Raw genomic sequence first — 24,544 nt, forward strand, 5'->3', positions numbered from 1 at the left:
CTACAAGGTTTTCAAAACCTTGCAGGAAACCCAAAACACAACATGAACAACAACCGCAGCATCGTACACATGGATTTAGATACATTTTTCGTGTCTTGCGAACGCTTGCTCGATAGCCGACTTAATGGCAAGCCAATTCTTATTGGCGGCACAAGCGATCGTGGTGTTGTGGCGTCTTGTAGTTATGAGGCCAGAACTTTCGGAATCCATTCTGCTATGCCAATGCGTATGGCAAAACAACTCTGTCCCGAAGCCATTGTACTTAGAGGGAATTCTGGAATTTACAGCAAATTTTCAAATGATGTTACAGACGTTATAAAAGAAAGCGTACCACTTTACGAAAAAACATCTATCGATGAATTTTATATGGACCTCACCGGAATGGATAAGTTTTTTGGCTGCCATAAACTAGCTTCAGAACTGCGCCAAAAAATTATGAGAGAAACGGGCTTACCGATTTCGTTTGGCTTGTCTATGAATAAAACCGTATCTAAAATAGCCACTGGAGAAGCCAAACCGAATAATGAAATTCGGGTTATTTATGGTGATGAGAAACCTTTTTTAGCTCCACTTTCGGTTAAAAAAATACCACAAGTTGGTAATGTCACCTACAAAGCCTTGTGCGATTTAGGTGTGAAGCGCATAAAAACCGTACAAGAAATGCCTATGGAATTGATGCATAAAGTGCTTGGTAAAAACGGTTTGGGTATTTGGAAAAAAGCCAATGGTATAGATAACTCTCCTGTAATACAATATCACGAGCGCAAATCCATTTCTACAGAGCGTACCTTTGGACAAGACACTACAGATGTGGCTAAACTTAAAGGCTTAGTCATTGCAATGGCAGAGAATTTAGCCTTTCAATTACGTCGTGGTCATAAACTCACGGCTTGTGTGACGTTTAAAATTCGATATTCCGATTTTCAAACTTATACGCAACAGCAACGGATTCCTTACAGTGCAATGGACCATGATATTATTCCTGTGGTATTGAGTTTATTTAAAAAATTATATCATCGCAGACTCTTAGTACGACTTGTTGGTGTTCGCTTTAGTCATTTGGTGGAAGGTGGTCATCAAGTCAATTTATTTGAAGACAACGAAATGCACCTCAACCTCACACAAGCTATGGACAAAATGCGCGAACGTTATGGAGACAGAGCGGTTATGAGTGCTGCTGGTATGGAAGCAAAAACCATTAGCCGTTGGAATCCTTTTAATGGAGAACCGCCTCCTTTATTGGCTAATCGGCATCAGTAAATATTTAGTTTTACCAACTTTCAAAATGTTTCCTGTCTAAAAAAATAAAAATATGAAAGAGAAATTGTATCTTTATTTTATAATAGTATCAAAATTATGAATTTAGAAGCGCGCAAATATAAGTTTATACAACAGCTATCTGAGGTCAATGAAACACTTTTAGATAAGTTAGAATATGTGCTAAAAAAAGGAACTGAAAACTCTGAAAGAATTACTATAGAACAATACAATAAAGAGCTCGATGAAGCTATCGAAGATATTGAAAAAGGTAACTTTCACACACAAAAAGAAGCACAACAAATAGCCAATACATGGTAAAAATTGTTTGGCGAAAATTGGCTTTAAAACAATTAAAAGAAGCTTACGATTATATCAAAGAAGATTCTTTAAAATCTGCTAAAAAAGTACAAAAAGATATTTTTTTAGCAACCGAAAATTTAAAACACAATTCTAAAATTCATCCCTTAGATAAGTACAGAAAGAATAATGATGGCACCATTAGAGCTTTTGAAGTCCATAGTTATCGCATAGCCTATCAAACAACAACATCCGAAATTAGAATTCTACGTATTAGACACACAAAACGAGAACCTTTAGATTATTAAAAAAAACCTTTCAGGTTTCCTTTATTCACCGTAGCTTTAGAATAAGTTAAAAACCTGAAAGATCTAAAATTAGTTAAGCAATTTCAAATACTCATAAATCTCTTTTTGCTCGTACTTTTTAGCATAAGCCATGGCTGTACGACCACTACTATTTTCAAATTTGTAATCTGCTCCAGATTTTATAAGTGCTTTTACCATATCTAAATTGCCATATTTAACGGCATACATTAAGGGTGTTTTACTAGCGCATGCTTTCTCAACGTCTGCTTTCTTGGTTATTAAAGCTTCAAAACAGTCTTTAGCACCAAACTTAATGGTTAACGCTAATAACGTATAATTGGAATTTCCAGCTTCATAACAAGAGTTCATATTATCCGCAGACAATGCTTTTGAAAACGCTTTGGCATCATCGTTTTTTAAAGCATACTTAAAATCATCTGGAACTGATTGTGCTGAACTAATTGATGTTGCAGCAAGTAAAATTGTAAATAGTAAATGTTTCATGTGTATTGCCTGGTTCAAAATTTCTTCTTGTTAAAAATAAGCCATAAGAAGTGCTACAAATAATTAAAAAAAGTAAAGCTGTCTGATAGAAAATAGCTTTAAGGCAATCTAAAACCTTACTTTTTTAGTAGTACTTTCAAATAAGCTACAAGATGCCAGAGGCATCAAACGTTTATAAAAAAGAGATGATCAATAGGAGTTGCGACTCCAGAGGAGTCGTACATAAATCAAAACTTATAAACCATATTTGCTAATAAGTGCGACTCCTATGGAGTCGTAGCCAAAAGCCTCATTTTTTTATAAACGTTAAATCCATCTAGGATTATACTTTGCATTTCAAGTTGAATTCAACCAATTGGACTCACTTCTACTCACTTCAACTCACTTCGACTTCGCTCAGCGACCAACGCTCAGCGACCAAAACTCAGTCAACAAAAAAATCTTTCAGAATAATAATGATTGCTGTTTATTCTTCTACGTATTCTAAAATATCGCTTGGTTGACAATCCAACGCTTTGCAAATCGCTTCTAAAGTTGAAAACCGCATCGCTTTTGCTTTTCCTGTTTTTAAAATAGAAAGATTTGCTGTGGTTATACCAATCAACTCTGCAAGTTCATTGCTCTTCATGCCACGTTTGGTTAACATTATATCTAAGTTGACTACTATTGGCATGGTTATATGGTTAGATCGTTTTCTTCCTGAATCAAGTTTCCTTTCCTAATAATATCCATATATAAATAAGCCAAAAAGGCAATACATAAATGAAAAATCGCTATACCTTGATCTTCTTCAAACTTAAAACTTCCATTTTTAACTATTTGATACATAGATAATCCAAAAGCAAAACCTACAGGAATAAGGTTGATTATAAAAAATATTTTTAAGCGTTCGAGGGATTTGGCATTAAACACTTCCTCCTCAATAAATACTTTGAAAAATTCTTTCAAAGCATAGAAATAAATCACGTAAAACACAATGCCAATCCACATGGCAAAAACAACTGCGAGTTTAAATATAAACCCAACATGCATATCAAGCAAGGGTAGATTTATATTAGCGTAACTATGTGTGGGTTCTTCTGTGATGTTGACATAAGGGACATTCCAACCCAATTGGTGTTCTGCAAAAGCCAATATTGAAAACACAAAAATGAACACAAAAAATACTGCAAATGCATAGAAAAACCCTTTTGCTAAAATGTATATTATTTTCTTCATAATTAAACAGTTAATCCATTTTCTTCCTCTACTTGTTTTCCTTTTTTAAAGATTTCAGCCAAAATATAAAATGCCAATCCTGCAGGAATCAAAAACGTAAATTCTCCTTTGAGTTCATTAAAAAATTTATAGCTTGAGCCATTAATTGCAGTTAAAAGAAAGCGCATAATTAACACACTTACTGTATAGCTAATAAAGATATTTCCGATTTTTTTGAAGTATTCTATATTCTTATCGCTAAAGTAATTCCCATGTTCAACTTCCTTCAAGATCGATAAGAAATAACTGAAACCATATATAAGATAGCCTCTCCAAAAGAAAAGCCCTGTACTTATGGCATAGTAACTCCATTCAATAGCATTTTGGGACGTGAACCAAGAGTCATTTTTATCTGCACTTTTTGCCCAATTCTGAAATTTTTCAAATTGGTTAAAATCAAACTCACGTAAGTCATTGAGAAGGACAGAAACGGCTCCTAGTAAAATACCGTAAGTAATAATGGTTAATATTTTGGTGTTGTCTTTCATAATTAAACAGTTAATTCATTTTCTTCTTTGGCATGTTTTGCTACTTTAAATACTTCACTCAAAATCATAAAAAACAACCCTAAACAGATTAATATAAGATAAGGGCTTAATCCAAGCTTCAATTTAAGTTCACTTTTAAAAAATAATCGAGCTAAAAAGAGCCATATCGAAGCCGTTATTCCAATTCCTGTCAGCAAATACCCTATTTTATAAAAATTGTATATCACATCTATATGAAACGGTTTTACCTTCTGGAAATAGCGCAAGGTTTTTCTGAACAAATACACGCAATAAAACGTTACAAAACCGAGCGCAATACCTACTAAAACAAATAACTGAACACCAATTATTGACGTTTCAAACAAATCGTCTTCTGCTCCTAATACCATTTTTAAAGATTCTGGTTCAATAAACATGTAAACGGTGTAGAAACATAATAGTAATGCTGCTGGAATACAGGTTAAAATCCAGATAAAATCAATCAAACTTTTTAGAATAATTAACTTTCTCATTTTTTAATAAATTATTGTTTTACGATAACAAATATATAAAAATTATTGATAAACAATAATTTTTTATTAAAAAGACAACTCATAAGATTTAGACCTAACCGTCCCGAAAGTTTTCGGGATTAAAAATCTAGTAGGTCTCACTATATTTGAAACATGACATCGGACATTATCATTTCAGAAAGCGATAGACCACTTTGGCAAATACTTATTGCTGCCTTTTTTTTCACTTTAGCAAGTGCTTTAATAATTCATAGTAATTTCAATTGGGCAACATCCAATATTTCATTAAATTCTATCACTTCAAATTTTGAAGTAGCAGCTTATCTTACCTTTATTGGCATTGTATTTTGCTTTAAAAAATCGATTCATGTTGACCTTATTAAATCTAAATTTAGACCCACTTTCGGACTCGGTCCTTTACATATTGGTCAGTGGCAAACGATTAAAAATTATCAGTACGTTTCTGTTTTTCGTCAACTGTTAAAAGGTGGTAGTTACACTTATGAAGTGAATCTTTGGTATGATAATAACAAGCATTTTGAATTATACGAAGAAGACGATTATACAGAAGCCTTTATGATGGGTTTTGAACTTTCAGAAGAATTAAACATCGATTTATTAGATGCCACATTGCCTAACGATTTTAAATGGGTAGATAAAACGGAGTGGAAGGCTAAAATGTCTCAAAAAAGAATTGAATAGCACCATTACTAGAACTGATAGCGTTCAACTTCACTCAGCTAGCAAAAAAATAAATTTATAATTCTATTTTAGACCTGCTAGGTTTTAAAAACCTGCGAGGTCTTTCTATCTTTACACCATGCAACAAACATTCGTCACTATAGCCAGATATCAGTATTCTTCTGAAGCCCAAATTGTAAAAGGCCGTTTAGAGGCAGACGGTATTGAAGTTTTTCTAAGAGATAATATCACTATAGATACAGATCCCTTAGTCAGTAATGCTATTGGTGGTGTAAAACTCAAAGTACTTGCTAAAGACGAAAAAGAAGCGCGCCATATTTTAGAATCTATACAGGTACATTCTTTAGATGATAATGGTAATCCTATTGCATGCCCAAATTGTAAACAAACTCATATTGGACTTTACTCTACCATCAACAGTTTTAAAGCTTTAGTGTCTTTTCTTATCGGTTTTATTACAGGAACCTTACCTTTTAGCACACGTTATCAATATAAATGTGAAGATTGTAATACTGAATTTCCGATTAAACATTAAGCACCTTATTATAAGCGCTTTTTAACTTTAAAATGACCGTTTCTAGTTCTTCTTCATTTAAATGCCCAAAACCAAAACGGATGGCACAGGTATTTTTATCTTGATAAAGACTCGTTTTTGGCAAGAATAAATCTACTTTTTCAGCTTCTTCTGCCAATTTTACTAAAGACAGTGTTTCACAAAATTGCAACCAAATCGCTAAGCCTCCAGAAGGTTTTTCATAGATTAAAATGCCATCGAAATACTGCTCTAAATACGCACAAAGACCATCGCGACGCTTTTTATACGTCACAATATTTTTTTTAAGCCATCTATAAATTTCACCTTCAGAAATTAACTCAGATAACATTTGTTCTTGTATTAAATCGCCTTGTTCATCTAATAAGGTTAAATAATTATTGGCTTCAGAAATTAGATTTTCTGGTGCCACCACAAAACCAGTTTGAAAACTTGGAAACAACGACTGTCCCATTTTACCCAAATAAATAACCATACCATTAGCATCTGCACTTGCCATAGGTAACATGGCTGAACCTTCAAACTGAAAATCGTAATCGTAATCATCTTCTATAATCGCAAATCCATAGATTTTTGCTAATTCTAAAAGTTGTATCCGCCTTTTCGCACTAAGCGTTTTTGTTGTTGGATAATGTCGATTGGCTGAAACATAAACGCACCTTATACTGCGTTTTATAAAATGGGTTTTTATATAATCGATATCTAAACCATCGGCATCTACGGGAATCGTTTTTATGGTGGCTCCTGCTTCTTGAAAAATCATATTTGATGCATAATGACTTAACTGCCCAACTAAAACAATATCATTTTGTTTAATTAATAGTTGCGACATAATGTAGAGACTCATCTCTGTGCTTCGCGTGCTAATTAAATTATTTGGTTTGATGTGAAATCCTCGTGTGGCATTTAAATAATTACAAAGCTGTGTTTTAAAAACAGAAGGTGTTGCACCCAATGTTTTGTTCCATTTGTGTATTAATGGTTTTCGCTTCATAGCCGCAGAATACCATCGCGAAAACTGATGCATAGGATGTAAACGCAAATCGGGTTTTCCATCATTAATCACAAATTTTGCAGATGTTTCTTGTACTGTTGAAGCCAAATGAAATGATTTCTGAAAAGGAAAACCAGCAACTTTTGGATACGTATAAGCGTGGTTGATATGTTGTGTTGCTGCTTTAATTTTTGCAGTGGTTTGTTCAGGCACTAAAACAAAAGTACCTCTATTGGCAATAATATCTACCCAACCTTGAGAAGCTAATTCCTCATAAATAGCCACAGCCGTATTGCGATGCACATGCAATAACTGACTTAAAACGCGCGTACCAGGCAACTTACTGCCTTTCTCTAAATAACCACGTTGTATGGCATTGATGATTTGTTGTGCTACTTGAATATACACAGGTTGCACCATCGTTTTATCGAATGTAATGAGCTGTTTTATGAGTATATTAACCGGACTATTCATAGTTTTAAAACTGGACTAGTTTAATCGTCCGGAAAGTTACGACTTTTGTTATGTTTTAAATAAACACATCATGACAAATAAACTCGTCTTTTTCATATTCCTTTTCATTAGCTTTTTTAGCTTGAATGCTCAAGACAATGTTATAAAAACAGATTCTTTAAAAGAAGTTGTAGTCACCTCAGCAAGAATTGACCTTCCTTTTAGAGAAAATTCGAGAACCATTCATATCATCACTTCTCAAGATATTAAAAATAGTGCTGCTGTAACCGTTGCCGATTTATTGCAACAAGTGGCAGGCGTCGATATTAGACGTCGCGGCACAGGTGGCAGTCAAGCCGATTTATTTATTAGAGGTGGTGGTTTTGACCAAACCTTATTATTAATCGATGGCATAAAAATGGACGATGCACAAACGGGTCATCATACCATGAATGCGGCTTTACCTATTGAAGTCATTGAACGTATTGAAATTATAAAAGGACCTGCAGCGCGTGTTTTTGGGCAAAATGCTTTTACAGGTGCTATTAATATTGTCACCAAATCGAGTTTAAACCATTCGGTTTCTGCCAATCTTGAAACAGGTTCGTTTGGGCAACTTAATGGTAATATCACTGTTGGGTCCGAATTAGAAAACTCATCACATATTCTGCATGTGGGTAAATTGACTTCGGAAGGCTATCACGTGAATTCAGATTACGACAATACCAATATCTTTCTAAAAAGTGTGTTTAATAAAAAAGCCCAGCCTATTGAAATGATTGCCACCTTTTTTGAACGCAAATTTGGTGCTGAAAATTTTTATACCACCAATCCGAGTTTTAATGAATATGAAGAAACTCAAAACAGTTTAATTGCATTTACCACAACATTTAAATCTGAAAAGCTTAAAATTCAACCACGTGTGTATTGGAAACGCAACCAAGACATCTTTCTTTTAAGACGTTTTGAACCTAATTTTTTCAGAAATGTTCATATTTCAGATAAAATAGGAGCGGAAGCGAATGCGTCTTATACCTCTGAACTTGGTACCACTGGTTTTGGTGTGGATGTATCAAAAATCGATTTGAGAAGTAATAATCTTGGTAATCGAAATCGTTTTATGACCACTGTTTTTTTAGAACATCGGTTTCAATTCCTAGATAATCGTATTGATATTACACCAGGAGTTGCCATGACCTATTTTTCAGATTTTAAATTTAATGCCTTTCCAGGAATAGATATTGGAGTGGATGTTACCAATAATTTAAAAATTTATGGAAATGCTGGTTTTACCTATCGCATTCCAACTTATACCGATTTATTTTATAGCGACCCAAGAACAAATGGAAATCCAGATTTAGAACCCGAAGAAGCCTTTGCTCAAGAAATCGGAATCAAATATAATAGTCAACGCTTTAGAGCTAGCTTATCGCTCTTTAATAGAGATGCGACTAATCTTATTGATTATGTTAGACCCAATGCTGTTGAAGAAATTTTTACAGCAACCAACATTGCAGAAGTGAACACCAAAGGTTTCGAGGTTGATGCCGCTTATAATTTCAAACTTAATAATTTTAATCAGACTTTAGCTTTTGGTTATGCCTATTTAGATGATAATATTTTAGACCAAAACGAAGAATTATCGCGCTACTCACTGAGAACTTTAAAACATCATTACACCACAAGACTAAGTACTCAACTCTTTAAAAATGTGCGCCAAAATATCGTTTACAAATATGCAGAACGCACCACAGGACAAACCTATAATGTTTGGGATGCTTCTGTAGTGGTACAATTACAGCAAATGGAACTTTCTATAACCGCAAGTAATATTTTTGATGCCGATTATATAGAGTCTGGCTTTACACCAATGCCACCAAGCAATGTGTTATTTGGTTTACGCTACAAATTCCGTTGAAAAAGGAATCTTATTAATTGAAATTAAATTTTAATCGTCACTAATCCTGTAAGGTCTTTTTTTGACGTGACAGGTATGAAAACATAATCAATACCTACAAGGTTTCTGAAACCTTGCAGGATATATATCAACTAAAATAATTTCTTAAAACAATATTCTAATTTCTATTGAATAAGGAATCTCATCAATTGAAACTAAATTACCATTGCAACCATCCTGTAAGGTCTTTTTTTTGACCTTGTAGATATGAAAACATAATCAATACCTACAAGGTTTCTAAAACCTTACAGGATATATATCAACTAAAATAATTTCTTAAAACAATATTCTAATTTCCTTTGAAAAAGGAATCTCATCAATTGAAACTAAATTACCATTGCAACCATCCTGCAAGGTCTTTTTTCGACCTGACAGGTATAAAAACATAATCAATACCTACAAGGTTTCTGAAACCTTGCAGGATAGGTTTAAAACAAATTTCAACCCTCAAAAAGATATTTTTCAAATTTTCTGTAACAAAATTCTTTCATTCGCTACTTATATCTTGAAAGTAGGTTGAAACTCAAAATCTTTTTGGGTTTACAAAGCATATCAACGACCATACTTACACTAACCATCATACCTATATTATTATTTTTTAATCTGTAGCATCGATAGCTCCAAAAGATTTAAAAAATCACAAGATATTAACATCTTGATTGGTGATGTTTTTGTGTCTAATTTACTTTCAAAAATAAGATGGTTTAATCTTAATAATGGTCGTATATTTATTAACTAGATTTTAAATCTTACAATTATGGCAGAATGGTTTTCAAATTTAGAATTACTACCTCAACTATATTGGGTCATTGCTATTGCTGGATCGCTGATTTTTAGCATCGTTATGCTTATGGCTTTTATTGGTGGAGATGCTGATGAAATTGATGCCGATTTTGAAGCCGGATTTCAGTTTATATCCTTTAAAAACCTTGTTGGCTTTTTCACCATATTAGGTTGGAGCGGAATTGCTTGTATCGATGCTGGGTTATCTACTCCAGCAACGATTATCATATCCGTCATTTGTGGTTTATTAATGATGGTCATTATGGCTGCATTATTTTACTTTATTAGTAAACTGTCTGATAGTGGTACTTTAAATTATAAAAATGCATTAGATGCTATTGGCGAAGTCTATTTAACCATTGGTGCCGACCGTTCTAAAATAGGGAAAGTTACCATTAGAGTACAAGGCTCAATGCGCGAGTTAGATGCACTCACCGATTCGTTAACCGAACTAAAAACAGGAACGATTATAAAAGTCGTAGATGTTACATCAAACGGTATTCTTATCGTTGACCAAACGCGCCAACCTATTGAACCGTCTTCAACAGTTCAGAACGAACTAGAAGCAGGACAAAATAATTTACTCGAAAATAATTAAACTCAAAATAATCAACTATAACCTCTAAATTTAACAGTATGAAATTACTCTCAATTCAAGACACCGTAAATATGGACGGCTTTGGCATACCAATGGTAGGCATATTCGTAGTCTTATTTATCATATTAACCTTAATTATACTTGTTAAACGTTACAAACGTTGTCCATCAGACCGAATATTAGTCGTCTATGGAAAAGTAGGTGGAGGGCAATCTGCCAAATGTATTCATGGTGGTGCAGCTTTTATACTACCTGTAATTCAAGATTATGAATTCCTAGAATTAACACCAATCTCAATTGAGGTGAATTTAATAAATGCCTTATCAAAACAGAACATTCGTGTTAACGTGCCGTCACGTTTTACCATTGGTGTTTCTACCGAACCTGGCGTTATGCAAAATGCAGCAGAACGTTTATTAGGATTGGGACAAAATGAAATTCAAGATTTAGCACAAGAAATTATTTTTGGTCAGTTGCGTTTAGTCGTAGCATCTATGGATATTGAAGAAATTAATAACGACCGTGATAAATTTTTAACCAATATTTCTGAAAGTGTAGAAACCGAATTACGTAAAGTAGGTTTAAAATTAATCAACGTGAACATCACAGATATCGTTGATGAATCTGGCTATATTGAAGCGCTTGGTAAAGAAGCTGCTGCACACGCTATTAACGCAGCACGTAAATCGGTAGCAGAAAAAACTAGAGATGGTTCTATTGGTGAAGCTAATGCTGTACAGGATGAAAGAACACAAGTTGCTGCTGCAAATGCACAAGCAGTAGAAGGTGAAAATGCAGCTAAAATTTCGGTGGCCAATTCAGATTCCTTGCGTCGTCAGCGTGAAGCAGAAGCAGAACGCGTAGCAATTGCTTCAGAAAAAGTACAAAGTGCAAAAGCATTACAAGAATCTTATGCTGCCGAGCAAGAAGCAGAAACAGCAAGAGCGGAACGTGAGCGTAGTTCTCAAATGGCCGATGTTATTGTACCTGCTGAAATTGATAAAAAGAAAGTAGAAATTGATGCTGAAGCTGAAGCGGAACGTATTAGAAGAAAAGCAAAAGGTGAAGCAGATGCGATTTTATTTAAAGCACAAGCGGAAGCACAGGGACAGTTTGAAATCTTAACCAAACAAGCTGCTGGTATGGAGCAAATTGTAAAAGCTGCTGGTAATAATAGTAGAGATGCGGTATTATTACTCATCGCAGACAAACTACCTGAATTGGTACAAATACAATCTGAAGCTATTAAAAATATTAAGATTGATAAAGTGACTGTTTGGGATAATGGTGGCAATGGTGACGACGGAAAATCCTCAACAGCCAATTTCTTATCTGGCATGTACAAATCTGTACCACCTTTACAAGAAATGTTTAATATGGCTGGTATGGATTTACCAGAATATTTAAAAGGAAAAGACAAAAAAGCAATTGAAGCACAAGATGCTGAAATTGATAAATCTGAAAAGAAATAAGAACCAACAAACCCACTTTCCTTGAGAGTGGGTTTTTTTCTAGTTAATTTTTGTTTATGGATCTGTTCACATTCAAAATAAAAAATGCAGTTTGGCAATATGTCCTTGGAATTTTTGCTGTTGTGGCTGGATTCATATCGCTATTTAGTGACATTAAAGGTCTCGTCCCCTTGTTTATTGGCGGCTACTTATTAATTCAGAATGGCGTAGAAGTTAACTTTAGCAACAACACATACAGATCTATAAAATCTATTTTTGGACTTAAATTAGGCAAATGGGAAGCGTTGCCAGATATAGACTATATCTCTGTATTTAAAACGACAGAAGTTACGACGGTTTGGGCAAGAACTGCCAGTGCAAACATTTCAAAAGGTGTTTTTAAAGTGAATCTATTTTATAACACCAATCAAAAAATTGAAGCTTACATTACAGAAGATATGACTGATGCTTTTGAAAAAGCGACATTAATGTCCTCAAAATTACATATAGATATTCTGGATGCTACAACCAGAGATCCTAACTGGTTATAGATAAATTTAACTAGAAAGGTTTCACGACTATTTTTATTTCAAATATGACAATGTGTAAATTAATCATATCGTTTCATTTAATTTACTTATCAGTATTAGATTCAATTCGTATATTTGAAGTCATTTTTAAAACTTAAAAACATGAAAAACGCAATACTATTTATAGCATTATTGATTTGTAGTCTTGGTTACTCTCAAGCTTATGAAGGCAAAGGTGATAGTAAACTTCAAATTGGCGCCAACTTTCAAAACAATGGTACTGGTTTAAACATGACCTACGACTATGGTATTGGCGAAAATATCTCAGTTGGTATCTCTTCGACGTATGTTTTAGGTGTTGAAGAAAGCTTAAACGCTAATTTTGGAAATCGTATCGATTTTAGAGCACGTTTTAACGCTAATATTGGAAATGTACTTGCTATTGATGATAACTTCGATTTATATCCAGGATTAAGTCTTGGACTCAAAAATTTTGGTGGTCATTTAGGCGCGCGCTATTTATTTACAAGTGGCTTTGGTGTTTACACAGAACTTAACGCTCCTTTTGCCAAATATGATACTACGCTAACACCTGCACAAGAATTACACAATCAGTTTTCCGTGAGTTTTGGTGCTGTTTTTAACCTATAGGACACTTTTATTCAAAATAATAAAAAGCCTTTTCATTATCTTGAATAGGCTTTTTTAGTTCTTAAGATACTCATTGAGTTTTTCGTAGATTAAATGCGATTCCCATCCACGATATAACAAGTAATCCGCTACTTTTTTCTTCTTCTTAAAATGATTGGTCTCCTTAACCTGTGCGATTCGTTTTTGCACTAATTCGTCTAAGGCTGCGTAATAATCATCTAAATCAATTTCTTTTAGAGCAGTATCCATGCTATATTTTGAAATACCTCTAAATTTCAACTCTCTAACCAAACGGTTTTTTCCCCATTTTTTAATTCTAAACTTTCCCCTAACAAAAGCTTTGGCAAAACGTTCTTCATTTAAAAAATTGTGCTCAATTAAGTGCACCATGATTACATCAATAGCTTGTGGAATCATAGACATCTCCCTAAGTTTATGTTGTACTTCTTTATGGCAACGCTCTTGGTAAGCACAATAATGTTCCAATTTTTTCTTAGCCTCGTCTACAGTGTATGTTTTTTTAGAATTCATTAGCTCAAAAATACAATAGATTCTTGTGAGACGCTGATTTATTTAAATCTTGAAACAAAACTAAAAAAGTTAGTTCTTGTATTTTATCGAAAAATCTCGTTTTTTGTAGATAACTCGGGTCTAAACTTAACAATTTGTTAATAAAATCATATATTACAACGTACTGACTTGCAATGGTTTTAATATATCTTTGTTGGCAATTAATCTTTTTAATTATCCCTTATGGTTAAAAATTACTTTTTATCTTTTTTGTTCTTTGGATTTGTTGCTAGTTGTTTTGGACAAGTTACGATTGCAGTTCAAGATTTTGAAACCGTTCCTTCCGTTCCGACCTTAAATTATAACTTTAATACAGGTGCTTTTACTTCTGCAAGCGGGAACTCTGGAGGTGGTGACAGACCTCAAAATTCTCCACAATTTACAAGCTCTAATACATCTTGGAATGTTATAAATACTTTTATCGATGCTGATTTTGGACCTACTGATATCTCTGGTTTTGAATCCGTACAGGTTGAATTTAATCTTGCCGCATTTTCTATAGGTTCTGCTTTTAATGGTTTAGATGGTGCTGATTATGTAGATGTTTATATTAGTTTAGACAATGGTGCAACATGGTCTTATGAGTTAGAAATTACTGGTTCTAGTAATGCTAGGTGGGCTTTTAACTCTGGTACAAACAGAACAATTACTTATGATGGTGACGGTAATCCATCGAGTTTCACCTCAACATCAGCAAATCCAATTGACAATATAATTATAAATATACCAGATGCAGATGCAGCTATCGCTTCAAACTTTTTAGTTGGTTTTGTAATAGATAATAATAATGCGAGCGAATCTTGGAATATAGATGATCTAATAATCGAAGGTACTCCATCAGCAACGAATACAATTGTTCAGTTTGACTCGGCAACGTCTACACTTACAGAAAATGGCCTTCTTATTGATGTAGAAGTTGCTATAGTCAACCCATCGGCAACTGCTATAACAACAGTAGATATAACATTAGACGCAAGTTCAACTGCGATTAATGGCACTGATTATGATGATGGTGCAGGTGTGCCATTGGCAATTACTTTTCCTCAGACATTAACGTTTCCCACAAACTCCAATGCCAATCAGCCACTAACTATTTTCATCTCAAATGACGATCTTTTGATTGAAGGAGATGAAACTGTAGTTTTAAATTTAACTAACCCAACGGGTGGTGACTCTGCTATTTTAGGTGCTACTACACAACACATATTAACTATTGAGGATAATGATACACCTGCATTTGCTGATGTTGTAATTACAGAAATCATGTACAACACAAGTGGTACTGATGACGAGTGGATAGAAATATGTAACGTATCTGGAAATTCACAAACTTTAAATAATTACACAATTGAAGTTGACGGAAGTCTTGTATATAGCTTCCCTATGTCTGGTGTTATAATTGCTGATGGAAGCTGCATAACGGTGATTCTTGGAGATAATGGAGTTGCCCCTTTTAATCCCAACTGTCCTTTTACTTCGATTTATTCAAACAGTCCAGCTGCTAATACACTCCCGAACACAATTGGACCTAAAATCATAACGATAACAGCAGATGATGGTAGCACCATAATAGATTCTGTAACCTATGATGGAGCTGATGGTGCAAATGGCAATGATGCCACCTTACATGTTATAGATGCTACAGCAGACAACTCTAATACCGCAGTAAACTGGCAAGAAGTTGTTAATGGTGGTTCTGCAGGAATTAACCAATTAGTACCACTATGTTTAGTACCTGATATTAATGTTGAAGGAGATGTCGGTACATTTCCAGATATTGCTAGCGACGGTTCTAATATTCCTGTAGGATTTAACAATACGCTTTTTGCTGCAACAGCTATTGGTACTGCTGTACCACCTACAAAATCGTATAGAATACAAAATACTGGTGGTGAAATTTTAAATATTAATTCTATTACTTTAGGAGGATTAAATCCAGGAGACTTTGCCTTATCTGGTATTCCTGCAACTATAAATGTTGGTGCATTTGCAACCTTTGATATTACTTTTAATCCTTTAGCCATTGGAGAACTAAGCGCAATTGTTACTGTAATATCTGATGATCCAGACGGTTTTGAAAACCCTTATGTTTTTAATATTAAAGGGACAGGTGTTTGTACAGAAGCAACAATAAATGTTTCTAACTTTGCACCTTTGGAAGGACCTGTAGGAACAGAAGTAACAATATTTGGAAATGGATTTTCCGCTTCCTCCATAGTGACTATTGGAGGTTTAACAGCAACAGTTGTTTCTAATACGCCTACTGAGTTAGTCGTTGAAATACCAGCTATTACTAATTCCGGACCTTTTACGATTACTGAAGGTGCATGTTTCACAATTTCTTCTTCAGACTTTACATTAACATCTAATAACACTAGTTGTGGTCTCACAGAGTTAATTATGTCTGAAATATACGATGAAGATGGTGGAAGTTTAGGCTATATTGAAATTTATAATGGTACTGGTAATACCATAGATTTATCCAGTTATTACGTACGACGTTATGGAGATGCTCAAGACTTGTTAGATAACAATTATGTAGATTATTATTTTTCACCTTCTCAAGATTTTATAAATGATGGTGAAGTACTTTATGGAAAAATTAGTTCTGGTGCGGATACTGCTACTCCAGATTTCGACTTCGCAAATGTTGGTGGTTTTCCAGGTATTAACGGTGCAGATATCCTTCATTTGTACAACGGAACAACTTTAATTGATGTGTATACAGTACCAGATAATGACATTGGTTATACGGCTACAAGAGATATCAACACATTAGGACCAAACGCTATTGAAAATCCTGCTGATTGGGCACACTCTAACTCAGAAAGCACTGCCAGCTTAGGTACATTTGGTTATATTCAAGTCATAGCTCGACCTAGTGTCAGTAATCCAACCGATGTCTTAGGATGTACCAATATAGTTGAATTTGACGCTATATCTGCGGCTAGTGATATTAGTAACATATTAACATACCAATGGTTCTATAATGAAGGAAATGGTACTGATTTAGACTGGGAAGTCGTTTCTGCAGGAGCATTTCCTTCAGCTACAATATCTGGAATTAATAGCGAAACTCTAATATTGGATGGAGCATTTTATAATTATAATGGTTATCAATTTTATTGTTTAGTTACTGAAGATGGTGCGTGTGGTATTGCATCAAATGCAGCCCAATTAAAGGTGCCAGTGGCAATTTGGGATGGCACCAATTGGAATTGGAACGATGGTACACCTTTAAATACACTGCCAAATATAACGACAGTGGTAGAAATTGATGGCTTTTACGACACAGCCGTCGGTGGCAACCAAACAAGCTTTAGTGCTTGTAGTTTAACAGTCAACGCAGGTGTTGGCATTGAAATGCTTATCCAAAACAACACCTTTATTGAGATACAAAATGATATTATTGCAAACGGAGATATTACAGTTTTCCCTCAAGGTTCAGTTGTACAAATAAACGATTTAGCGACGGTTACCGCAAATGGAATTATCACGGTTCAAAAAGAAACGTCACTATTAAATACCTACTTAGATTATACGTATTGGAGTTCGCCTGTAGTTGGTGAAACCATAGAAAATATATTCTCTACAGTATCTCCAAACCGACGTTTTATATTCAATGCGGCCAATTTCGTAGATAATCAAATTGAAATTGCGAATACAAATACATTTACACCTGGACAAGATGATATTGATGATAATGGCGACGATTGGGAAATAGCTTCAGGAATTATGCTTCCTGGTGTGGGTTATGCTGCGACGCCAAGCACTTTTGGTCCTCCATTGCCAAATGCACAACAATTTGCATTTGTTGGCGCTTTTAATAATGGTATTATTACACCAGCCATTACTTTTGTTCCTGGAAGCCCATACAGTGACTGGAATTTTATTGGTAATCCCTATCCTAGTGCTATAGATACTGCAGTATTTTTTAGTGAAAACACAGGTGTCGCCAATAACATTTTTCTCTGGAGCCAAGCTACTCCTGCTGATGCCAACGCATCTGGTGATGAAGGTTTTAATTTTTCTACCGCAGATTATGCTATTATAAATGCTAGTGGAATCAATGTTGCAGGTGGAGACTTAGCATTAGTACCAAATAATTTTGTACCGTCCGGTCAAGGCTTTTTTATAGAAGCTTTAAGTGGTACCAACGTAACATTCAATAATGCGATGCGTGTCACTGGTGATAACGACCAGTTTTTTAGAAATACGAATAATCGCCATGTGTTATGGCTTAATTTAAACTCGGACAACGGTGTTTCAAAACAAATTGCAGTAGCACATTTAGAAGGAGCTTCAGATAATGATGATGGCTCTTATTACGATGTTAAAGAAAATCTCTCAACAGGAGTTGCTGCGACTATTTATTCTACAATTTTAGATGACAGTGCAAATAACCAATTTGTCATTCAAGGTAAACATCCTTTGAGCTTGGATGAAAATGAAATTATTGATCTTGGATTTAAAACCATGATAACGGTTCCGACTTTATACCGCATTTCTATTGCGCAATTTGAAGGTGAATTTTATACCGAAAATAACATCTACCTTAAAGATAATGAACTGAATGTATTTCATAATCTAAAAGATTCAGATTACACCTTCACTTCAGATGCTGGAGTATTCAATGAGCGTTTTCAAATTGTATTTAATACCACCTCACTTTCTATAGACGATAACTTAATTGCTACTAATCAACTGAGTATTCTAGAACTCGAAAATGGTACTGTAGAATTTAGAATTGGCAACACACATACCATTACTAATGTGTCTATTTTAGATATTACTGGACGACAGATATACGATTTAAAAGGGAACAGCGCAGTTGAAGTTTATAATTTACCCGCTTTAAGTAAGGGACCTTATATTGCAAAAGTTACTTTATCTAACGGACAAGTGATTAGTAAAAAAGCCATTAAGCAACATTAACAAAATTAAGACAAAGCTCGACTACGCGCTTACTCGAATAAAAGTCTCATGTTATTGTGAGGCTTTTTTTATAGTATATACTTCAAAGCAATTATTAAGTTTCTTCCTGCGGCTGCAATACCCGAAGAATAAGGCCTGTAACGCTGATCTGTAATATTTTCTAGACTTGCCGTTAAACTCAGTTTATCGTTATACTGATATTGCGTTCTTAAATTAAACGTTTGCCAAGACGGTGAAAATGGATTCCCATTTTCATCTGAAGCATACAAATAATCTTTAGAGATTTCGGATGGAGCTAACTGATTAAATGATAACTCATTGTTATAAACCAAGAAGGCATCAAAACGGAATTTATTGGTATTCCAAATCAAATGCGTTCGTCCAAAGTTTGGAGCCACATGCCTAATAGGGACTTCAATACCTTCATTATCTTCTGAGCCACCAACAATATTGTATTGTGATCTTAACTTTAATTGTTTGGTTAGGTTCACTTCTACTCCAACCTCAAAACCATAAATCCAAGCTTTAGATGCATTTTGTATGGCTTGTATAGTGCTTAATTCGCCATCGTACAGAATTTCGGTTTCACCATTTGATTCAAAATTTCTTCGAATTAAAGCATTATCTAAAAACGTATAATACGTCGCTAAGTCTAAAACCACCTTGTCATTAAAATTCAACTTTAAACCTAGCTCACCTCCATAAGCATACTCTGCTTTTAAATCTTTATTTGGCACTACCACTGCACCAGGTTCTGAATCGAACACCTTACCTATATCATCAATATTTGGAGCTCTAAACGCTGTAGAACCATTTAGTTTCCATTGTATTAAATCGCTTGGAGACCATGTAATACCAGCAGTACCTGTTAAAGCTCCTGTATTAACCTCTGCATTATTAAAGGGTAAGTTTAAAAATGCATTATTCTCTGTAAAGTCAGCCCTTGCAATCACTTGATTGTAACGTAACCCTGTTTGAAATACAAATTTAGGATTTGGCTTATACTTTAAACTGGTATAAGCTGCAATGGATTGCCAGGTCGCACCATCTGGATAACGCGTAACGTTTGGTATAGCTATATTAGTCTCAATATTTTGTTCTTCGCCTTTAGAACCTACACTGTTAAACAAATATTCTGCTCCATAAAATAGGGTTGTTTTGGTATTGAAGCGTTTTTCTAAATCTAAATTGAAAGATAGCGCATCCACATTTTCTGACCTTGTTTCGCGCAACACAGATTGAAAATTACGATCACTTCTACTTTCTTTAAAATTTTGATAAGCTAAAGTGGTTTGTAATTTATCATAAAGATTAGAACTACTGCTTAATTTGGTAAATTGTAGATTGCCCATAAACCATTGTTGTGGTCCGTAATTCCATTCTGCAGATCTTAAAGTTTCACCTTGTGGTCTTAATAATCGATCATATCTTGGATAATCTGAGGTTGTAGAAAAATACAAGCCAACATCAAAGTGCATATCATCCGAAGGTTCATAACGTACCTTTTGCATTAAATTAATTTGATCGTAACCCGTTGGGATCTGCACTTGCGGATTTGGGTTGGCTACAATGACATCTTCATTGTTTTGTCGTACCACGTATTCTGTTCTTAAATAATCAGTAGGTCCATAGCTTCCCATTCTAAGATCATCAAAATCCGTATAACTCACACTGGTTAAAAATGCCCATTTCTTAAAACCTAGGTTAATATCTAGGTGTCCGGTTTTCTCGCTATTTGCGGTTGCAAATCGTGTTAAGGCACTACCACTAACAAACGATTCGTCTTTATAAGACAACTGTGGTTTTTTAGTGTAAAAACTCATCACACCTCCTATGGCATCACTACCATAAACTACAGAGCCTGCACCAAGTGTAACTTCGGTATGCTGCACAGCAAAAGGATCTATAGAAATAACATTTTGAAGGTTACCACCTCTAAAAATGGCATTATTCATTCTAACACCATCAACGGTAATTAAAAGTCTATTGGTTGAAAATCCTCTTATCATAGGGCTTCCACCTCCCATTTGGCTTTTTTGAATAAAAATATTGCCTGTATTTTCTAATAGATCGGCACTCGTTTGCGGATTTACAAAGGCAATTTCTTTGGCATCAATACTGACAATGGTTTGTGGGATATCGCGTTTGTTCTGTTCAAATTTTGAAGCTGAAATAACAATTTGGTTTAAACCTTCCACCTTTAATGTGAGATAAACAATGGCGTTATTTTTAATGATTTCAGATTTTGTAAGTTGTCGTTTTTCGTATAAAAAATCCTTGAAAAATATCAATTCGTTCGTGTTGAAACTAGATAACGACACTTGGCCATTAATATCTGTAACCAAGGTTTTACTTTTTTTAAGATTATATAAAGCAACTCCTGGAATAGCCATATTAGTGCCTTCTTCTAAAACAGTGATGGTTTGCCCATTGACTAATTGAAGAAAAAGGAATACACAAATACTACATACAATATTGTAATGCCGTCGCAAACTCATTATCATTAAAAAAATTGAAACATATCTTAATGAAACACCTCATTAAGTACTTGTAAAGATTTAGGCTTTTTAAAACTGCCCAAATGTAATTCAAAATAATACAACAATAGATTTAAAAACTCTTGTCTTTGTTTTCCACTAATAGTAATGCTTTCTAAGGCATCAAAATTTATGCCTAACAAATATTTTAGGAGTTTTAAATTTTCGCCTGAAATGGAGTAAATACCATGATTTGAAGTTTCAAAAATTCCTGATTCCAAATTAAAATAAGCATAATCAGTATTGACACTTTCTGGCTGAAATCCTAAATAGCGCGTCAATTTTAAAAGAAATAACAAATGAAAATTAGAAAATTGATCTTCGTTATCTAGATACTGCAGTGCTGCTGAAATAAAATGGAATAGATCTTCATTTTTTTCCTCTTCTTTTAAAACATTTGAAAGTATTTCTGATAAAAATAAAACGATGGCTCCTTTATAAATATTGGTATGCAGACTTTTATAAATATAACTGAACTTTACTTCTTTTATAAAGTGAAGTGATTGGTTCGGTTTATAATTCTCTTCAATTTGAAGCTGAGATAATGCTTGATAATAGACGGTTTTAGATAATCCTTTTTTAGATTTTAAAACACCTCTTAACATATAAGTCACTACACCTCGTTGTTGTGTGTAGCATTTCACAATAAGATCGTGATCTCTGTATTTTAACTTTGAAAGCACAATACTATTGTTTTTTGAAAGCATGTGTTTATCTTACGATTAAAACTTTTAAAACTTTGGTTTCAAATGAATCTAAATCTGAAATCATTACCAAATACACACCAGTTCTAACAACATTGTTAGAAAGGTTTTTACCATTCCAAATGGCTGTACCACCATCGATAGCAAAATTATAATTTGCACTAGAGGATCTTAAATTAACATTAGATTGTGCCTCTGCAACAAGGTTACCTTCAATATCAGTAATCTTAATATTAACACGTTCCGTGAGACCACTTATTTTTACACCTTTATTGATATCGTTAAGATCATTAAAGCCAAGGATGTTATATTCTGGACGTACCGGATTTGGATAGGCGAATGCTCCTTCTAAACTATCTTCTGGACTAGAACCACCAGCCTTAAATGACAATAAGCCTTTTATTGTAGCGATGTACACAATACCATTATTAGGATCTACGGAAATATCATTTATGGCATCTGATGGTAATGGTGAATTATCACTTGTGAAATGATATATGGTATTTTGTCCGTCTGGCGAGAAATAAAAAACACCTGAATCTACAGTACCAACCCATTTGTTATTAGACCCATCAACTTCAATATCTGTGATGGTTTGTCCTTCTAAAAGCTCTTTAGGAATGCCATCCTCTAAAATTATAATGGAACTTAATGTTGGATTAGTATCCTCGTAAAATCCCGACGTGTTAAAAAGTACTCTAAGTCCTGAAAATGTACCTACCCAAAGTTGATTTCTGTTATCTACAGCTAAAGACGTTACTCTAGGAATTGGTAAATTCTGATCTTCATTTTTAATATTTCGAAGCGGATTATTTGCTACAGCTTCGTTAAAAGCATACAATCCGTTAGAGTAGCCTCCAATCCATTTAGTACCGCTGTTATCAATATCGATATCGAAATAACCCAGTTCATCATTAATGGCATCTTCAATAATACTCGAAAAATCATAGCTCCTCCAGTTCCCTGTACTTGGGTCGTATGATTTTAAAGGCTCAAATAAAACTCCCGTTAAGGTCCATAAAAGTCCGTTTCTATCAAAGGTTGTTGCAGATACTCTAATACTGTTAAAATTAGGTGATCCTGGTAATACTAAAGATTCTAAATCACTATTGTTTTCATTGTATAAAATTGTAGGCTCAAAATCATTTAATTCTAAGAGTCCGTTTTGAAATGAACTCACAAAAACTTGATTAAAATTGAAAGGATTTACTGAAATAGTATTGAGGTTTTTAGCAGAAAAAACATCATCATATGGAATATTTTCCCAAATCTCATTTCTAAAATAACTTAGACCTCTAGATCGGAATGGGGACGGTACAAAAGCTTCTGTGTAATCTCCAAAACTCGTCCAAACAGCATTGGTCTCTGCATTAAGTCTAAACGTTTCGTTAAACAGTGGGCCATTAGGTTTAATCTCGGTATAATTAGTAGTGTTAGATAATGACGCTTGTAATATACCTAGCGTATTGGTACCAATGTAAACAGATTCATCTAGAACAATTGCAGAGGTAAAAGTGGTATCGAAATTTGTTGTAGGTTGATAGCTATTAATGAGTTGTATATTTTCATCATACACAAAAATTCTATTTGTAGTGGCATACACAAGACCAGATTCTGCCGTATCAGCATCTAAAGGTAATGTTGGAAATGTTAACACAGTATTTAAAGACAATCCATCTATCTCATAAAGCACTCTGTTACTTCTAACGGCATAAACCTTATTGTTAATGGTATTCATGGTATGATAATCTCCAATGATTAAGGTTTGCCACTGTTGAAAATCGATAAGGTTAGGGTTGCTTAAATCCGCTTTTTTAATCCCATTATTATTTAAGCAAGCCACATAAATTTCATTATTCAAAATAGACACTTGTTTTACAGAAATCTGATCACCACCATTTCCTAAAAAATAAGTGTCATCAAACTCTAGGCGCTCTAAATCGTATATCGCAATACCAAAATTTGTAGAGATATAAATCAGCCCTTCATTTTCAAAAAAGTGATTAATACCTTTATTTACTGGAGTAATATTTTGTTTGTCTAAAATATCAACGATGGTTAACACCTCATCTTCTAATTCAGAATAAATCTCAATTAAACCTGTTTCGTAACCAATGAGTAAAGATTGGTATATTTCACTATAATAGATGGTAGTAATTTGTTGGCCGGAAAGACCTTCAACTGTTGTAATGGTCTTTAACTCATTAGTTAATGTATTATATTCAAACACCGCATTTTGAGCGGCCGCATATATCTTATCTTCACCACTGACAACATCAACAATATCATTATAGGAATAATGTGCTTGCCACAATGCCGAAAAATCTTGACCAAAGCACAGATTTGTGAATCCGAATACTAGGATATAGATTTTAAAAATAGTGTGGCGCATTAGAGACTTCATTTGGTCAAAGATATTTAATAGTAACGATAATTTAATAGGATTCATATATTATGTCATAAAAAAAGCCTCTATGAAAAACATAGAAGCTTTAATTAT

Annotated in this window: 21 protein-coding genes; 11 read left to right on the forward strand and 10 right to left on the reverse strand. The window is 34.1% G+C overall.

Translation table 11 applies throughout. From position 1 onward, the window contains the following. Positions 1 to 42: 42 nt before the first annotated feature. The 3 genes from dinB (at position 43) to AB8B52_RS06545 (ending at position 1,865) form a co-directional block, all read left to right on the forward strand. On the forward strand, positions 43 to 1,260 hold the full coding sequence (dinB, locus tag AB8B52_RS06535; protein ID WP_406026401.1) for a DNA polymerase IV: 1,218 nt from the start codon (positions 43 to 45) through the stop codon (positions 1,258 to 1,260). Between the two features lie 96 nt (positions 1,261 to 1,356). Further along, positions 1,357 to 1,578: a hypothetical protein gene (locus AB8B52_RS06540; RefSeq protein WP_406026403.1), complete on the forward strand. Its 222-nt coding sequence runs from the start codon at positions 1,357 to 1,359 to the stop codon at positions 1,576 to 1,578. After that, complete coding sequence (locus tag AB8B52_RS06545) at positions 1,572 to 1,865, forward strand: type II toxin-antitoxin system RelE/ParE family toxin (RefSeq protein WP_406026405.1); 294 nt, start codon at positions 1,572 to 1,574, stop codon at positions 1,863 to 1,865. The genes AB8B52_RS06540 and AB8B52_RS06545 overlap by 7 nt, the downstream gene beginning before the upstream one ends. A 69-nt stretch (positions 1,866 to 1,934) precedes the next feature. Here AB8B52_RS06545 and AB8B52_RS06550 read toward each other — a convergent pair whose 3' ends face one another. The 5 genes from AB8B52_RS06550 to AB8B52_RS06570 all read right to left on the reverse strand — a co-directional run bounded on the left by AB8B52_RS06550 (position 1,935) and on the right by AB8B52_RS06570 (position 4,626). Further along, a complete protein-coding gene (locus tag AB8B52_RS06550; RefSeq protein WP_406026407.1) occupies positions 1,935 to 2,369 on the reverse strand; it encodes an ankyrin repeat domain-containing protein in 435 nt (144 codons plus the stop codon). Between the two features lie 466 nt (positions 2,370 to 2,835). Next, positions 2,836 to 3,042: a helix-turn-helix domain-containing protein gene (locus tag AB8B52_RS06555; RefSeq protein ID WP_406026409.1), complete on the reverse strand. Its 207-nt coding sequence runs from the start codon at positions 3,040 to 3,042 to the stop codon at positions 2,836 to 2,838. 2 nt (positions 3,043 to 3,044) lie between these two features. Then, complete coding sequence (locus AB8B52_RS06560; RefSeq protein ID WP_406026411.1) at positions 3,045 to 3,587, reverse strand: DUF2975 domain-containing protein; 543 nt, start codon at positions 3,585 to 3,587, stop codon at positions 3,045 to 3,047. A gap of 2 nt (positions 3,588 to 3,589) precedes the next feature. Then, positions 3,590 to 4,114 carry a DUF2975 domain-containing protein gene (locus AB8B52_RS06565; RefSeq protein ID WP_406026412.1) on the reverse strand — a complete coding sequence of 175 codons (525 nt, stop codon included), beginning with the start codon at positions 4,112 to 4,114 and terminating at the stop codon, positions 3,590 to 3,592. 2 nt (positions 4,115 to 4,116) lie between these two features. Continuing rightward, positions 4,117 to 4,626, reverse strand: coding sequence for a DUF2975 domain-containing protein (locus AB8B52_RS06570; protein WP_406026414.1), 510 nt, complete (start codon positions 4,624 to 4,626; stop codon positions 4,117 to 4,119). A 153-nt stretch (positions 4,627 to 4,779) separates the two neighbouring features. Between AB8B52_RS06570 and AB8B52_RS06575 the strand changes: the two genes are divergently transcribed. Both AB8B52_RS06575 and AB8B52_RS06580 read left to right on the forward strand, forming a co-directional pair. Continuing rightward, positions 4,780 to 5,328, forward strand: coding sequence for a hypothetical protein (locus AB8B52_RS06575; RefSeq protein ID WP_406026416.1), 549 nt, complete (start codon positions 4,780 to 4,782; stop codon positions 5,326 to 5,328). A 118-nt stretch (positions 5,329 to 5,446) separates the two neighbouring features. Next, complete coding sequence (locus AB8B52_RS06580) at positions 5,447 to 5,863, forward strand: DUF2007 domain-containing protein (protein WP_406026418.1); 417 nt, start codon at positions 5,447 to 5,449, stop codon at positions 5,861 to 5,863. Here the strand turns inward: AB8B52_RS06580 and AB8B52_RS06585 are convergent. Next, positions 5,853 to 7,349 carry a PLP-dependent aminotransferase family protein gene (locus tag AB8B52_RS06585; RefSeq protein ID WP_406026420.1) on the reverse strand — a complete coding sequence of 499 codons (1,497 nt, stop codon included), beginning with the start codon at positions 7,347 to 7,349 and terminating at the stop codon, positions 5,853 to 5,855. The genes AB8B52_RS06580 and AB8B52_RS06585 overlap by 11 nt on opposite strands. Positions 7,350 to 7,419: 70 nt before the next feature. Between AB8B52_RS06585 and AB8B52_RS06590 the strand changes: the two genes are divergently transcribed. The 5 genes from AB8B52_RS06590 to AB8B52_RS06610 all read left to right on the forward strand — a co-directional run bounded on the left by AB8B52_RS06590 (position 7,420) and on the right by AB8B52_RS06610 (position 13,298). Continuing rightward, positions 7,420 to 9,246, forward strand: a complete 1,827-nt coding sequence (locus AB8B52_RS06590; protein ID WP_406026422.1) for a TonB-dependent receptor plug domain-containing protein — start codon at positions 7,420 to 7,422, stop codon at positions 9,244 to 9,246. A 796-nt stretch (positions 9,247 to 10,042) separates the two neighbouring features. Continuing rightward, the gene (locus AB8B52_RS06595) at positions 10,043 to 10,666 is read left to right on the forward strand and encodes a hypothetical protein (RefSeq protein WP_406026423.1); all 624 of its coding nucleotides are present in this window, start codon (positions 10,043 to 10,045) and stop codon (positions 10,664 to 10,666) included. 92 nt (positions 10,667 to 10,758) lie between these two features. After that, the gene (locus AB8B52_RS06600; protein ID WP_406026479.1) at positions 10,759 to 12,138 is read left to right on the forward strand and encodes a flotillin family protein; all 1,380 of its coding nucleotides are present in this window, start codon (positions 10,759 to 10,761) and stop codon (positions 12,136 to 12,138) included. Positions 12,139 to 12,194: 56 nt separating this feature from the next. After that, positions 12,195 to 12,668 carry a hypothetical protein gene (locus AB8B52_RS06605; protein WP_406026425.1) on the forward strand — a complete coding sequence of 158 codons (474 nt, stop codon included), beginning with the start codon at positions 12,195 to 12,197 and terminating at the stop codon, positions 12,666 to 12,668. A gap of 141 nt (positions 12,669 to 12,809) precedes the next feature. Next, positions 12,810 to 13,298 carry a DUF6646 family protein gene (locus tag AB8B52_RS06610; RefSeq protein ID WP_406026427.1) on the forward strand — a complete coding sequence of 163 codons (489 nt, stop codon included), beginning with the start codon at positions 12,810 to 12,812 and terminating at the stop codon, positions 13,296 to 13,298. A 54-nt stretch (positions 13,299 to 13,352) separates the two neighbouring features. On the opposite strand, the gene AB8B52_RS06615 is transcribed toward AB8B52_RS06610, so the two are convergent. Continuing rightward, positions 13,353 to 13,829 carry a regulatory protein RecX gene (locus AB8B52_RS06615; protein WP_406026429.1) on the reverse strand — a complete coding sequence of 159 codons (477 nt, stop codon included), beginning with the start codon at positions 13,827 to 13,829 and terminating at the stop codon, positions 13,353 to 13,355. Between the two features lie 222 nt (positions 13,830 to 14,051). Here AB8B52_RS06615 and AB8B52_RS06620 point away from each other — a divergent pair, with 222 nt between their 5' ends. Next, a complete protein-coding gene (locus AB8B52_RS06620) occupies positions 14,052 to 18,803 on the forward strand; it encodes a lamin tail domain-containing protein (protein WP_406026431.1) in 4,752 nt (1,583 codons plus the stop codon). Between the two features lie 68 nt (positions 18,804 to 18,871). Here the strand turns inward: AB8B52_RS06620 and AB8B52_RS06625 are convergent, their stop codons facing one another. Genes AB8B52_RS06625 through AB8B52_RS06635 form a run of 3 tightly spaced genes read right to left on the reverse strand, consistent with a single transcriptional unit; the run spans position 18,872 to position 24,493 of the window. Then, on the reverse strand, positions 18,872 to 21,307 hold the full coding sequence (locus tag AB8B52_RS06625) for a TonB-dependent receptor plug domain-containing protein (RefSeq protein ID WP_406026433.1): 2,436 nt from the start codon (positions 21,305 to 21,307) through the stop codon (positions 18,872 to 18,874). Positions 21,308 to 21,327: 20 nt separating this feature from the next. Continuing rightward, the gene (recO, locus tag AB8B52_RS06630; RefSeq protein ID WP_406026435.1) at positions 21,328 to 22,047 is read right to left on the reverse strand and encodes a DNA repair protein RecO; all 720 of its coding nucleotides are present in this window, start codon (positions 22,045 to 22,047) and stop codon (positions 21,328 to 21,330) included. A 4-nt stretch (positions 22,048 to 22,051) separates the two neighbouring features. Further along, a complete protein-coding gene (locus tag AB8B52_RS06635; protein WP_406026437.1) occupies positions 22,052 to 24,493 on the reverse strand; it encodes a two-component regulator propeller domain-containing protein in 2,442 nt (813 codons plus the stop codon). Positions 24,494 to 24,544 lie beyond the last annotated feature (51 nt).

The organism is Winogradskyella sp. (genome assembly GCF_045105575.1).
Taxonomy (GTDB): Bacteria; Bacteroidota; Bacteroidia; order Flavobacteriales; family Flavobacteriaceae; genus Winogradskyella.